Raw genomic sequence first — 12,714 nt, 5'->3', positions numbered from 1 at the left:
GAAGGAAGGAAGATGACGACCGGATTGCGCTGGGCACTTGCGCCTGCATTTGCACTGTTGGCCTGTGCCGCCATGGGACATGAGCCCGGCCAGTGGCAGGGCGGGGTTCAAGGGCCTCAGCCGCGCTCGGAAATGGCCGTGGTGCAGGACGGCGACCTGGCCTATCTGATCGGCGATTATGTCGGAGCCACCGAAGTGCTGATCTACGACCTCGAAGCGCAAAGCTGGAGCGTCGGACCCGATTTCCCCTATCGCGTACATCACCCCATGGCTGCCGCGCTGGACGGGGACATCTATGTCTTTGGCGGTTACGTCAATGGCTGGGAGGCGAGCGACGCGGTTTGGGTTCTCGATGGGGAGACGCTTGCCTGGAGCGCGGCGGCCCCCATGCCCTCGCCGCTGGCAGCGGGCGGCGCGGCGATTGTCGATGGCAAAATCCATGTGATCGGCGGTTCGCGCTCGGGTGCAGTCAATACCGATGCCCACATGATCTACGATCCACAGGCCGACACCTGGAAGACCGCATCCCCAATCCCCACGCCGCGCGATCACCTCGGTGTCGTTGCGATTGCCGGCGAGATCCTTGCCATTGGCGGCCGGGTCGACGGCGATCCGGCATTCAATCTCGACACCGTCGAGATCTACGATACACAAACCGACGCCTGGCGCAGCGGCGCGCCTATGCCGACCGCGCGCAGTGGGGTTGCCGCCACCGTGCTGGACGGCAAGGCGTTCATTTTCGGCGGGGAAACACGCCAAGTAACCTTCGCCGAAGCGGAGGCCTACGATCCGATCACCGACAGCTGGACCGAGCTTGCACCGCTCCCCACCCCGCGGCACGGGTTTGGTGCGGTGGTCCATGAGGGGCAGATACTGACCCTGATGGGGGCGCCGACAGCGGGCGGGGATCGCTCCAATCTGGTGGAAGTCTTCGTGCCCTCGATGCCATAGATCGATTTTTGTTGCGGGCAATCGGGCGGCGGCTTAGGCACGGTGATGGCTTCAATTTTCTATGTCATGGCTGCCGATCCCGAATATGGCCCGCATTTGCGAGCCCGGATCGCGCCGCTCATGTGCGGTGTCGGCCCGGTCGAGGCGGCGATTTCCGTCACCCGCGCCCTGGCGGCAGCGCAAACCGGTCATGGCCTGCCCGATCTTGTCGTTTCGCTCGGATCGGCCGGTTCGGCAACGCTCGCGCACACCGGGGTTTATCAGGCCGCTTCGGTTTCCTATCGCGACATGGATGCGACGGCGCTGGGGTTCGCGCGCGGCGCCACGCCGTTTCTCGATCTGCCGGCCGTGATGCCGCTTGAGCCGGAAATTCCGGGTTTGGCACCGGCGCGGCTGTCGACCGGTGCCAATGTGGTTTCGGGGGCGGGCTATGAGGCAATCGACGCCGATATGGTCGATATGGAATCCTTTGCGGTGCTGCGCGCCTGCCAGGCCTTTGGCGTCCCGCTGGTTGTGGTGCGTGGGATTTCCGACGGGGTGAGCGAACTCACCGGCATGTCCGACTGGACGCGCGACCTTGCCATCATCGATGAAAAGCTGGCTGGTGCCGTCGATCTCATCGAGGCCCATGCCAACAGCATTTTCTAGCAACCAAGAGCGGCCAGCTTCATTGACCTGCCACATCGCCATGACAATTATGCACCCATGATTTCCGTCGCTTCCTACAACATCCGCAAAAGCGTGGGCACCGACTGGCGGCGCGATCCGGGCCGCATTCTCGATATCATTTCCGAAATCGATGCCGATATCATCGCGCTTCAGGAAGTCGACAGGCGGTTCGGCAGCCGGGCCGCCTCGTTGTCTCCCGAAATGGTTGCCGAACGGTCCGACTATTTTGCCATCAGCTTCGGGGTGCGCGAGCAAAGCCTTGGCTGGCATGGGAACACGATTCTTTATCGCCAGGGCATCGAAGTGCTCGACACCAAGACCCTGACGCTGCCTGCGCTGGAACCGCGCGGTGCCGTGCTTGGCGATTTCCAGGTCGGCAATGAGCGCCTGCGCGTCATCGGGCTGCATCTGGGGCTGGTCGACCTTTGGCGCCGCCGTCAGGCGCAGTCGGTGCTCAACCAACTCGATATTCTCGATGAAACGCTCCCCACGATCATCATGGGCGATCTCAACCAGTGGACGACGGAAGGCGGGTGCCTTGCCCATTTTGCCGAGAACCATCAGGTGATCGCACCGGGCCCGAGCTTTCATTCTTCCCGTCCGGTGCTCAATTTCGATCGCATCATCACCACCATGGACATCGATGTGGCCGCGTCGGGCGTCCACATGTCGGATCTGGCCCGCAAGGGCTCGGACCATCTCCCGGTCTGGGCGCGGATCAGGATAAACGCCGAGGCGCGCGAGATCGCGCAGTCCGCATAACGGCAGGGGCTTGCATTGGCCAGTGATATTGGCCATCTGTCACCCACGACAGCCTTCCCCCGAAATGACCCGAGTTTTTTATGGCCGCGCCACTCCTTGCCTTGCAATCGATCCGCCTCGTCATGGGGTCGACACCCCTGCTGGAAGGGGCCGACCTTTCGGTGGGGCCGGGCGAAAAGATCGCGCTGGTCGGGCGCAACGGGTCGGGCAAGTCGACCCTGCTCAAGATTGCTGCCGGAACCATCGAACCCGATGGGGGAGAGCGGTTCTTTCAGCCCGGCGCCACCGTGCGCTATCTGCCCCAGGAGCCCGATCTGTCGGGCTTTGAAACCACGCTTGCCTATGTGGAAGGGGGCCTGGAAGGCGCCGACGATAATTATCGGGCGCAATATCTGCTCGAGCAGCTTGGTCTGACGGGCACCGAAAATCCCGCCTCGCTATCGGGCGGAGAGGCCCGTCGCGCCGCGTTGGCCCGCGTGCTTGCGCCGGAACCCGACATTTTGCTGCTGGACGAGCCAACCAACCATCTCGATTTGCCGGCCATCGAATGGCTGGAAGGCGAACTCAAATCGCTGCGCTCGGCCCTGGTGCTCATCAGCCACGACCGCCGGTTTCTCTCCGATCTCACGCGCAGCACTGTGTGGATCGACCGGGGGCAGACCCGGCGCATCGATCAGGGCTTTGGCATGTTTGAAGCCTGGCGCGACGATTTCCTCGAGCAGGAGGAAAAGGAGCAGCACAAGCTGGCGCGCAAGATCGCTGCCGAGGAACACTGGGTTCGCTATGGCGTCACCGCCCGCCGCAAGCGCAATGTGCGGCGCATGGATCTGCTGGGCGGCCTGCGCCAGCAGGTCAAGGATTATCGCGGCCCACAGGGCACGGTAAAAATGACGGTGGCCGAGGGGCGCAGTTCGGGCGCCATGGTCGTCGAGGCCGAAAATATCCACAAGGCGTTTGGCGAGCGGGTGGTGGTCGACGATTTTTCGACGCGCGTCATGCGCGGCAGCCGGGTCGGCATCGTCGGTCCCAATGGCGCGGGCAAAACGACGCTGATCCGCATGTTGACCGGCGAGATTGAGCCCGATAGCGGCACTGTGCGGCTCGGCACGCGGCTTGAGCTCGCCGTGCTCGATCAGCGCCGCGCTTCGCTCGATCCCGAAGCCACCCTCAAGGACGTGCTGACCGGTGGGGGCAGCGATACGCTGACCATCAATGGCCAGCCCAAGCATGTCATCGGCTACATGAAGGAATTTCTGTTCACCCCCGAGCAGGCCCGAACCGTGGTCGGCAAGCTTTCGGGCGGCGAGCGCAACCGCGTCACGCTGGCCCGCGCCCTGGCGCTGCCCTCCAATGTGCTGGTGCTGGACGAGCCGACCAACGATCTCGATCTCGAAACCCTCGACCTGCTCGAGGAAATGATCGCCGACTATCAGGGCACCGTGATCGTGGTCAGCCACGATCGCGATTTTCTCGACAAGGTTGCCACCTCGATCATCGTTGCCGAGGGCGACGGGGACTGGAACGAATATGCCGGTGGCTATGCCGACATGGTCGTCCAACGCGGGTCAGGGGTTTCGGCCCGTCGCGTCGAAAAAGCGCCGACCGCGCCCAAAGGCAAATCGGCTCCCGCCGCACCGCCGCAGCAAAAGCGCAAATTGTCGTTCAAGGACAAACACGCGCTTGAGACGCTGCCGAAAGAAATGGATGGCGTGCGCAAGCAGATGGCCGCGCTCCAGTCGACGCTGGACGATGCCGGGCTTTACAATCGTGACCCGGACAAATTCGAAAAGGTCACCGCCGATCTCGCCGCCGCGCAGCAAAAGCTGGGCGAGATGGAAGATCGCTGGCTGGAGCTGGAATTGATGCGGGAAGACATCGAAGGATGATCCGCCGCGATTCTCACAAATGTGCGATCACATTTATCCTTTCCCGATTGTAAACCAATCTGCTGCTAAGTCGGCTATGAAGACCCGCGCATGAAATATGCCGGTTTTTCGGGCCGACAGGCCGCTTTTCAAGGATGTGCGGTGATCCGCGGGGGACCATCCGTATGCCAATGGGGTGTGGTGCCGAAAGGCAACACAGCTTCTGCCGGCATGAGGGAGGGCGGAACAATGTCGCGCCAGCCATATTTCATATCGCGCCGTGCAAGCCATCCGGATAACAAAAAGCAGACAAGATGACCTCATTGACCACCCCACTCCCCCGCCGCCGATTTCTCGCCGGAGCCGCCAGTCTTTCGGCCCTGACACTCGCCGGTTGCTCGAGCATGAGCACCCCGGCGCCCCAGACTCCGGCCCTTCCGCAACTGGATCCGTTTTACGTCAACATGTATCGCGGCGTGCAGGACGGTGAGTTCTATGTTCCGGCCGTCGATCTTCGCTATGTCGATTCCACCTATTATCGCCGGGTCGTTCCCGATCCCACGGGAGAACGTCCGGGCACGATTTACGTCGATACCGCCAATTATTATCTCTACCTGGTTCAGGAAGATGGCCAGGCCATGCGCTATGGCGTGGGTCTTGGCCGCGAAGGGTTCGGCTGGTCGGGTCGCGGCACGATCCAGTTCAAGCGCCAATGGCCGACCTGGACCCCGCCCTCCGCGATGATCGAGCGCCAGCCCGAACTCGAGGAGTGGCGCAATGGCCAGCCGGGCGGTCTCGACAATCCGCTTGGTGCGCGCGCGCTCTACATCTTCCAGAACGGCCGCGATACGCTTTATCGGATTCACGGCACGCCGGAACCCTGGACGATCGGCACCAATGTCTCTTCGGGCTGCGTGCGTCTGATGAACCAGGACATCATGGATCTTTATTCCCGCGTTGCGACGGGCAACACGCTTATCGTGGCCTGATCGCTTTCAGCGTTTGCGCCAGACCCGCCCGTCCGGTACCAACCGGGCGGGTGTTTTTTTGGCAGGATGTCATGGGTTTTTTCGACGTTGTCGTTATCGGAGCCGGGGCGGCGGGCATGATGTGCGCGGCAACCGCCGGCCAGCGTGGCCGGTCGGTCCTCATTGTCGATCACGCCGAGGCGCCGGGCAAGAAGATCCGCATTTCGGGCGGCGGGCGGTGCAACTTCACCAACATCCACACGAGCCCGCAATCGTTCCTCTCGCAAAACCCAAAATTCGCAATTTCAGCTCTGAGGCGCTATCGCCCCGCGGACTTCATTGCGCTGGTGGAACGCTACGGGATCGCCTATCACGAAAAAACGCTCGGTCAGCTCTTTTGTGACGGGTCGGCCCAGCAGGTCATCGACATGCTGCTCGATGAAATGAAAGCCGCCGGCGTGCGGCTCGAACTGGGTGTCGGTGTCGAGGCGATCGAGCCTTCGGCCAATGGCTACGCCCTGCGGCTGCCCGACGGCCCGGTTACCTGCACATCGCTGGTCATAGCGACGGGTGGCAAGTCGATACCGAAAATGGGCGCCACCGGTTTTGCCTATCAGGTTGCGGCCCAGTTCGGTGTGCCGGTCGTCGAACCGCGCCCGGGCCTTGTGCCGCTCACCTTCGAGCCGGGCATGCTTGAGCGCCTTCGGCCACTTGCCGGGGTTTCGCTCGACGCAACGGTAAGCCACGGCAAAACCGCATTCCAAGAGGGCCTGCTGTTCACCCATCGCGGGTTGAGTGGCCCCTCGATCCTGCAAATCTCTTCCTATTGGCGCGAGGGCAATGCCGTTGCCATCGATCTGGCACCGCAGGCCGATATCGCCCAATGGCTTGTCGAGGCGCGCGCGCGCAACGGCAAGCAGTCTGTGCTCAACGCGATTGCCGAGTTGCTGCCACGCCGGGTGGCCGAACTTGTTGTGGCGCAGGCTGGCGTTTCGGGCAATCTTGCCGATCTGGGGCGCAAGGGCATGGACGCCATCGTCGCCGCGATTTCGGACTGGCGGGTCAAACCGGTCGGCACGGAAGGGTATCGCACAGCCGAAGTGACTTTGGGCGGCATCGATACCGCGGCGCTCAGTTCCACCGACATGCAGGTCAAGGCGGTGCCCGGGCTCTATTTCATCGGCGAGGCGGTCGACGTGACCGGCTGGCTCGGAGGTTACAACTTCCAATGGGCCTGGGCTTCGGGAAAGGCGAGCGGGTTGGCCGCTTAACCGGGACTGATCACGGTGTGGACCGTTCCGGCGATGTTGGCGAGCCGGAGGTGGGCGCTCGAGGGCGAAAGATAACTCGAGGCGAACACAAATCCCCCGACCCCCAGACAGATGATCGCCAGCCAACCGATGATGAACCCTCGCCGGCTATAGCCCTTGATGGGAGCCGATGATGCCGATTGGGCGGGATTACGTGCAAAGCCTGGAAAACTCATAAATCACAAATCCGGGAGCATGGATGATCGCTCCCTTTGTCGCTTGTGAATGTGCTGGGCCAATGGCGCAATAACGCCAAGACAAAGGCATTAGCGACACATTTGCGGCCGGAGTCGGTGGTGGCTGATTCAAAGGAAACGGACAGACCGCGCTTTGTGTTCCAAAGCCCGCAATTGTTGGGGATTCTCGTTGCATTGGGGAACCAAGCGGGGAAGGCGACGTTCATTTGCCATGACGGCTGGGGTGCCGATCGGGGCATGAGTTGAGCCTCGCGGTTCCAGCCTGAAAACTTGAAACAAGCGATTTCAGGAGAAAACTAATGTATCGCAAGCTTCTTGCCTCGACCGCGCTGGCTCTGGTTGTTACCGGCGGCGCCTATGCTCAGGAAATGGCCCCGGCTGATCCCGCCATGGCCCCTGCAGAACCCATGATGGAGACGCCCGCGGAACCCGAAACTCCGCAGGAGCCTCTTGTTAGCGCCGAAGAAACCGGCATCAATGCCGACGGTTGGCTGGCCACCGAAATCATCGGTGAAACCATTTATAATTCCACGGGCGACGACGCCGAAGCCATCGGCGACGTCAATGACTTCGTGCTCGACCAGAACGGCGAAATCGGTGCCGTTGTCGTCGGTGTCGGCGGTTTCCTTGGCATCGGCCAGAAGAGCGTCGCCATCAACTGGTCCGACCTTGAACTGTCCGAGGATATGGACGGCAATAACCGTCTCGTTGCCAGCATGACCCGCGAACAGCTTGAAAATGCTGCCGAATTCGACCGCCAGGAATGGCTGGCAAGTGAATCGGCTGCCGCCGCCGAAATGGATTCGATGGGTGCCGGCGATGCCATGGCTCCCGCTCCCGCCGGTGATGCGATGGCGCCCGCCGCCCCCGCTGACGACGCGATGGCAACTGAAGAAGCTGCCCCTGCCGATGACGCCATGGCAAGCGAAGAAGCTGCCCCGGCTGATGACGCGATGGCATCTGAAGAAGCTGCTCCGGCCGATGATGCCATGGCAGCTGAAGAAGCTGCCCCGGCTGATGACGCCATGGCAAGCGAAGAAGCCGCTCCCGCTGAAGACGCGATGGCAACCGAGGAAGCCCCGGCTGAAGCCGACGCTGCCGCTGCTGCCGATTTCGACAGCATGGAATCGGTCGCTACCACCGATATTTCGGCAGATGAGTTGACCGGTACGGCGGTTTACGGTGCGGGCGATGAGGAAATCGGCTCGATCGGCGACATCCTGCTTTCGGAAGACGGCACGGTTGATGCCGTTGTCATCGACTTCGGCGGCTTCCTGGGTATTGCCACCAAGCCTGTTGCCGTTGCCTTCGACAATCTGACTTTCGTCCGCGACGAAAATGGCGGCCTGATCCTGCGCACTCCGCTTACCGCCGAGGAACTGGAAGCCGCTCCCGAGTATGACGAGGAAGCCTATCTCTCGGCTCCCGAAGACAACTCGCTGATCGTCGAGTAACCAACGCCTACCACACTTGACGGGAAAGGGCCGGCCTTACAAGCCGGCCCTTTTGCCATGTCAGCCGCCCGGGCGAGGAGCGGATGGTCGATTTTCACAACGGCACTGGTGGGCCATCCCCAAACCGCATTTCTCCCTGAAAAGGAGGGATGCCATGGCTGACAAGATCATACCTGCCTGTTTCGATGCCGGCGCCATCGCCCGTAGCCCAGCCGAAATTGCCAGGGACCCCACACTGTCCCATGCACGCAAGATCGAACTGCTTGAACCTCTCAGGGACCATCACGCCGCTCCGGCGAACAAAGGCGTGCTGCGCGGTGCCGATCTCGACAAGCTCTTCAAGCTCAATTCGCTGGCCAAGGACCACGGGTAATCCCGGCCACAAAAAAAGGCCGGTCACATTGACCGGCCTTTTTCCTGTGTGTTGCTAGGCTCAATCGTCGTCATCGCCGCCGGACGTGCCAAAATACCAGCCAAGCGCGATGGCGGCCACGGCGGGCCAGAACAACCGTCCCCGGGCTCGAGAGGCGATGCGCAGGCCGGTCGATGCCAGCGAAACAGTGGACGCCATCATCGCCGTATTGGCGGAATTGCGGCGCTTCTGTTCTTTCTTGTGTTTGTGCCGGGCGATGACGATACCCAGCGAAATGCCCGCGAGAACAAGAAAGCCCGCGCCCATAATTAGGGCGGCTTCCAACGGGCCGGTTTCCTGAGCCAGCCAGATATAGAGCGCGGCGATAAGGAAGCCGAGCCCGACCAGGCCGATCAGGCCGATGATTGCGTAAACGGCAACCGACATCCCCATCGACCGGACAGCCGATGTTGCGCGGTCGGTCACCGCCGTGAAAGGTGCGGTCAGCGCCATGGCGCCGCTCCTTAAAGAATTTTGGAAAGAACGAAACCGACGCCGGCCGCGATAAGCACTGACGAGATCGGCTTTTCGCGGATCATCGACTTGAGTTCGCCTTCCGCGGCCTCGAAACTGTCCTGGACCTGCTCCAGTGTCTCTTCGCCCTTTTGTTCCGCGGTCTTGCGGAGGCGGCGGGCTTCGGATTTGGCTCCGTCGGTGCGATATTTGACGACATCGCCCAGCGTTGCCGTGATGGCGGCGACGTCTTCGCGCAGCGCCGCGATTTCGGCATCGAGATCTTTTGCCGGATCGTCAGTGTTGGCTTTTGCTGTACGGGCTGTTGTTGCGGCTCGGGCCATGATTGGCCTCCCATGTTTGAGTTATACCCGCAACTCTAACGCCGAAACGAAAGAGAGGTTCCGGGCGCAATGCCCGAAACCCCTTAATTTTCCGCGTTTTGTGATGTGTCAGGCCGCGCTGGAGGAGGAAAGGTTCATAACCCCGACCGCCACGGCGTCGGGACCGAACTCGCCATCGCCCTCGAGCTTGAGGATGGTCGCCAGCTGCGTGCGGGCACGGCTGACACGGCTCTTGATCGTGCCGACTGCGCAATCGCAGATTTCAGCCGCTTCCTCGTAGGAAAATCCCGAGGCGCCCACCAGGATGAGCGCTTCGCGCTGATCTTCGGGGAGCTGGTTTACGGCCTTCTTGAAATCTTCCATATCGAGGCGACCGACCTGTTCGGGATGGCTCGAGAGCTTTTCGGCCATTGCCCCTTCGGGATCGGACACTTCGCGCTTGCGCTTGCGCATCTGACTATAGAATTCATTGCGCAGAATGGTGAAGAGCCAGCCCTTGAGATTGGTGCCGGGCGTGAACGAGGACCGCTTGTCCCAGGCGCGCACAAGAGTCTCCTGCACAAGATCGTCGGCCTTGTCGGCGGCACCGACAAGCGACATGGCAAAGGCACGAAGATTGGGAATTACGGCGAGCAGTTCGGCGCGGAAATCATATGTGTCTGACATGGCCGCCTCCTATTCGGACTTGGACTTGTCATCGTCTCCGAGCTTACCAAGCAGCTCAAGCAGACGATCGGGAACCGGCTCTGCGACGACGTCGTCGTAGAGTTCGCGTAGCTTGAGCCCAATGAAGGCCTGTGAATCTGCTCCCAGGCTCGGCTTTTCTTCGCCCTCACGGACCTTTTCGTCCTGATCGTCACTGGTCATGTTTCTGCTGCTGAGTTGCGTCACGTTTACCCCACAAAGCGACTTGTTGTTGGCTCCGGAAACGTCAAGAGTAAAAAAAAGTTCCATCGTTGCGGAACTTTTTGTCAAAGGTGCCGTTATCGGTCCATTGTCGCCGCCTGCGCGTAAGGCGAGGCGACTTTCCGAGGGAGCTATATTTATGAATCTTGCTGAGTTGATTGCGCCGCACATTCCTTATCTGAGGCGTTTTGCGCGGTCGTTGACCGGTAGCCAGTCGAGTGGCGACGCCTATGTTTCTGCAACGCTCGAGGCGCTTGTTGCCGACAGGTCGATCTTTCCGACCGACCTCGATCCCAAGGTGGCCCTTTACAAGGTCTTTTCCCAGCTCTGGAAGTCGGTCGATATCAATCTGGCCGAGCTGCCTCCCGCGGCACACGCATGGGAAGAGCAGGCTCGCCGCAGTTTGCGTGCGATTGCGCCGCTGCCGCGTCAGGCTTTTCTTCTCATGGCCGTCGAACGGTTTTCCAACGCCGAGGGTGCCGAAATTCTTGGCGTCAGCGACGTGGAATTCGCCGAGCTCATCGAATCCGCTTCCACGGAGATGGCCCGTCAGGTTGCAACGACCGTTCTGATTATCGAGGACGAGCCCCTGATCGCCATGGACATCGAGCAGATGGTTGAGTCGCTGGGCCATTCGGTGACCGGCGTTGCGCGGACTCACAAGGAAGCGGTCGAGCTTTTCAATCAGCGCCGGCCCGGCCTCGTTCTCGCCGATATCCAGCTTGCCGATGGCAGCTCGGGCATCGACGCGGTCAACGACATGTTGCGCTCGGCCAGCGTGCCGGTCATCTTCATCACCGCGTTCCCTGAACGTCTTCTGACCGGTGAACGGCCCGAGCCTGCCTTTCTGGTCACCAAGCCCTTCCAGCCCGACATGGTCAAGGCGCTGGTCAGTCAGGTGCTGTTCTTTTCCGAACAGATGGAACAGGCCGCATAAATCGGCGCGGCGCCGGAACAACCCGGCGCCCGGTTCGTTCTCCCACACGTTCAGAATTTTACGGGAGTACGATCATGCTCGGTTGGGCTTTGGCATTTCTCATAATTGCCATTATCGCCGGTGTTCTCGGATTTGGCGGGATCGCCGGGGCAGCATCCTCGATTGCACAGATTCTATTCTTTGTATTTCTCGTCGCAATGGTTATTGGTCTCATCTTCGGGTTGGCTCGGCGCGCACGCTAGCAGCCCCATGGCGCTGAGACGAAAAACGAGCCGCCCATCGGGGCGGTTTAAGTGGGGCTTGTGGAACACTCGGACAAACATGCGTCGCCTATGAAGGGTCAGGACAACGGAAAGTCAGGCGGGGGCACCCTCGAGAGTTCTCGCCGCTTTGCGTTTGCCATGAGGGCCCTGAGTCGAACGCCGGTCTCCCTGAGTTATCAGAACCGCGATCTGCTTTATGAATGGGCGGAAAACCTTCCCTCCGGCATAGAGCTCACCGATGTTCTGGGAAACACCGATTCCGATTTCCTGCCCCGGCTGGCCGCTGAGCGGCTCCGTGCCACCAAACTTCATGTCCTCGATACCCGTGAGCCCCAACGCTTCGAGTTGCCGGTCAATATTTCCGGTGAGGTCCGCTGGTTCGATATCTGGATCGACCCCGATCTCGATCCGGTCGGCTCGGCGATCGGGGTCTATTCCACGATCATCGATATCAGTGCCCAGAAGCGCCGCGAGGTTCAACTCAAGAACCTGCTGCGAGAGGTCAGCCATCGTTCGCGCAATCTTATGGCCATCGTGCTTTCGCTTGCGTCCCAGACCGCGCGCAGCGCCACCAGCGTTCCAGGCTTCGTTACGGCTTTCTCGGGGCGCCTGCAGGCGATTGCCCGCGCCCAGGATCTGGTGACCGATCGGGATTGGCAGGGCGCGTTGCTCAGCGATCTGATATCGCGTCAGATTGCCCTTTTTCACCGCGACAACGCGCTGCCGGTTGACCTCAAGGGCGACGACCTGGTCGTCTCGCCCAACGCGGCGCTCTATGTCGGGCTCGCCATCCACGAGTTGGCATCCAACTCTGTTCGCAACGGCCAGTTGTATCCCGGCGACGGGGCCATCAACGTGGCGTTCAGCGTCGAATCGCGGTCGGATGGCGGGCGCAATCTGATCATCAAATGGACCGAACGGCTGGGCGCCGGATCGACGGCCCACGAGATCGAGCCGCTGACCCGCAAATTTCTCGAAAGCGTCGTGCCGCTGGCGGTGGATGGAATGGGCGAGCTTGCGGTCAATGGCAGCCGCGTGGACTATGCCCTGCGCATCGACGGCAGCCACATCACCTGATCCGAGCGATCCTGAAATCCCGCCCCGAACGAGGAAAGACCGGGAAGCCTTTGGGGCTCCCGGCCTTTCTGATAGCGAAAGCGCTTGGGGGAAACGCATCCGCGTTCCCAATAAATGCCGGACGGCGATGATGGTTCCGCCATCGC

General features: G+C 61.2%; 16 protein-coding genes. 11 read left to right on the top strand and 5 right to left on the bottom strand.

Features of this window, described 5'->3' with window-relative positions; genetic code table 11:
- Positions 1 to 12: 12 nt before the first annotated feature.
- The 6 genes from AACZ55_RS02960 to AACZ55_RS02935 all read left to right on the top strand — a co-directional run bounded on the left by AACZ55_RS02960 (position 13) and on the right by AACZ55_RS02935 (position 6,486).
- Positions 13 to 951, top strand: coding sequence for a kelch repeat-containing protein (locus tag AACZ55_RS02960; RefSeq protein WP_339642877.1), 939 nt, complete (start codon positions 13 to 15; stop codon positions 949 to 951).
- 45 nt (positions 952 to 996) lie between these two features.
- Complete coding sequence (locus tag AACZ55_RS02955) at positions 997 to 1,599, top strand: 5'-methylthioadenosine/S-adenosylhomocysteine nucleosidase (RefSeq protein ID WP_339642874.1); 603 nt, start codon at positions 997 to 999, stop codon at positions 1,597 to 1,599.
- Between the two features lie 57 nt (positions 1,600 to 1,656).
- Positions 1,657 to 2,382, top strand: a complete 726-nt coding sequence (locus tag AACZ55_RS02950; RefSeq protein ID WP_338609850.1) for an endonuclease/exonuclease/phosphatase family protein — start codon at positions 1,657 to 1,659, stop codon at positions 2,380 to 2,382.
- Positions 2,383 to 2,462: 80 nt separating this feature from the next.
- Positions 2,463 to 4,268, top strand: coding sequence for an ATP-binding cassette domain-containing protein (locus AACZ55_RS02945; protein ID WP_339642870.1), 1,806 nt, complete (start codon positions 2,463 to 2,465; stop codon positions 4,266 to 4,268).
- A 293-nt stretch (positions 4,269 to 4,561) separates the two neighbouring features.
- Entirely contained in the window at positions 4,562 to 5,236 is a 675-nt protein-coding gene (locus AACZ55_RS02940; protein WP_339642867.1) for a L,D-transpeptidase, read from the top strand.
- A gap of 71 nt (positions 5,237 to 5,307) precedes the next feature.
- A complete protein-coding gene (locus tag AACZ55_RS02935; protein WP_339642864.1) occupies positions 5,308 to 6,486 on the top strand; it encodes an NAD(P)/FAD-dependent oxidoreductase in 1,179 nt (392 codons plus the stop codon).
- On the opposite strand, the gene AACZ55_RS02930 is transcribed toward AACZ55_RS02935, so the two are convergent.
- Positions 6,483 to 6,701 carry a hypothetical protein gene (locus AACZ55_RS02930; protein WP_338609858.1) on the bottom strand — a complete coding sequence of 73 codons (219 nt, stop codon included), beginning with the start codon at positions 6,699 to 6,701 and terminating at the stop codon, positions 6,483 to 6,485. The two genes, AACZ55_RS02935 and AACZ55_RS02930, sit on opposite strands and share 4 nt — an antisense overlap.
- A 320-nt stretch (positions 6,702 to 7,021) precedes the next feature.
- Between AACZ55_RS02930 and AACZ55_RS02925 the strand changes: the two genes are divergently transcribed.
- The gene (locus AACZ55_RS02925) at positions 7,022 to 8,176 is read left to right on the top strand and encodes a PRC-barrel domain-containing protein (protein ID WP_339642860.1); all 1,155 of its coding nucleotides are present in this window, start codon (positions 7,022 to 7,024) and stop codon (positions 8,174 to 8,176) included.
- A 154-nt stretch (positions 8,177 to 8,330) separates the two neighbouring features.
- The gene (locus AACZ55_RS02920) at positions 8,331 to 8,549 is read left to right on the top strand and encodes a hypothetical protein (RefSeq protein ID WP_339642858.1); all 219 of its coding nucleotides are present in this window, start codon (positions 8,331 to 8,333) and stop codon (positions 8,547 to 8,549) included.
- Positions 8,550 to 8,609: 60 nt separating this feature from the next.
- Here the strand turns inward: AACZ55_RS02920 and AACZ55_RS02915 are convergent, their stop codons facing one another.
- The 4 genes from AACZ55_RS02915 to AACZ55_RS02900 all read right to left on the bottom strand — a co-directional run bounded on the left by AACZ55_RS02915 (position 8,610) and on the right by AACZ55_RS02900 (position 10,252).
- Positions 8,610 to 9,041 (bottom strand): phage holin family protein, encoded by a 432-nt coding sequence (locus AACZ55_RS02915; protein WP_339642857.1) that lies wholly within the window; start codon positions 9,039 to 9,041, stop codon positions 8,610 to 8,612.
- Positions 9,042 to 9,052: 11 nt separating this feature from the next.
- Complete coding sequence (locus tag AACZ55_RS02910) at positions 9,053 to 9,385, bottom strand: hypothetical protein (RefSeq protein ID WP_339642856.1); 333 nt, start codon at positions 9,383 to 9,385, stop codon at positions 9,053 to 9,055.
- Between the two features lie 108 nt (positions 9,386 to 9,493).
- The gene (locus AACZ55_RS02905) at positions 9,494 to 10,051 is read right to left on the bottom strand and encodes a sigma-70 family RNA polymerase sigma factor (protein ID WP_338609864.1); all 558 of its coding nucleotides are present in this window, start codon (positions 10,049 to 10,051) and stop codon (positions 9,494 to 9,496) included.
- 9 nt (positions 10,052 to 10,060) lie between these two features.
- A complete protein-coding gene (locus AACZ55_RS02900; RefSeq protein WP_338609865.1) occupies positions 10,061 to 10,252 on the bottom strand; it encodes a NepR family anti-sigma factor in 192 nt (63 codons plus the stop codon).
- A gap of 178 nt (positions 10,253 to 10,430) precedes the next feature.
- Here AACZ55_RS02900 and AACZ55_RS02895 point away from each other — a divergent pair, with 178 nt between their 5' ends.
- The 3 genes from AACZ55_RS02895 (at position 10,431) to AACZ55_RS02885 (ending at position 12,568) form a co-directional block, all read left to right on the top strand.
- Positions 10,431 to 11,228, top strand: a complete 798-nt coding sequence (locus tag AACZ55_RS02895; protein WP_338609866.1) for a response regulator — start codon at positions 10,431 to 10,433, stop codon at positions 11,226 to 11,228.
- 74 nt (positions 11,229 to 11,302) lie between these two features.
- The gene (locus tag AACZ55_RS02890; protein ID WP_338609868.1) at positions 11,303 to 11,470 is read left to right on the top strand and encodes a DUF1328 domain-containing protein; all 168 of its coding nucleotides are present in this window, start codon (positions 11,303 to 11,305) and stop codon (positions 11,468 to 11,470) included.
- Positions 11,471 to 11,629: 159 nt separating this feature from the next.
- Positions 11,630 to 12,568 carry an HWE histidine kinase domain-containing protein gene (locus AACZ55_RS02885; RefSeq protein WP_339642853.1) on the top strand — a complete coding sequence of 313 codons (939 nt, stop codon included), beginning with the start codon at positions 11,630 to 11,632 and terminating at the stop codon, positions 12,566 to 12,568.
- Positions 12,569 to 12,714 lie beyond the last annotated feature (146 nt).

Origin of the sequence: uncultured Pelagibacterium sp., from assembly GCF_963972885.1 — a bacterium.
In the GTDB taxonomy this organism is placed as follows: domain Bacteria; phylum Pseudomonadota; class Alphaproteobacteria; order Rhizobiales; family Devosiaceae; genus Pelagibacterium; species Pelagibacterium nitratireducens.
Note: the sequence above shows the minus strand (reverse complement) of the source record. Positions and strands in the feature narration are given on the sequence as shown.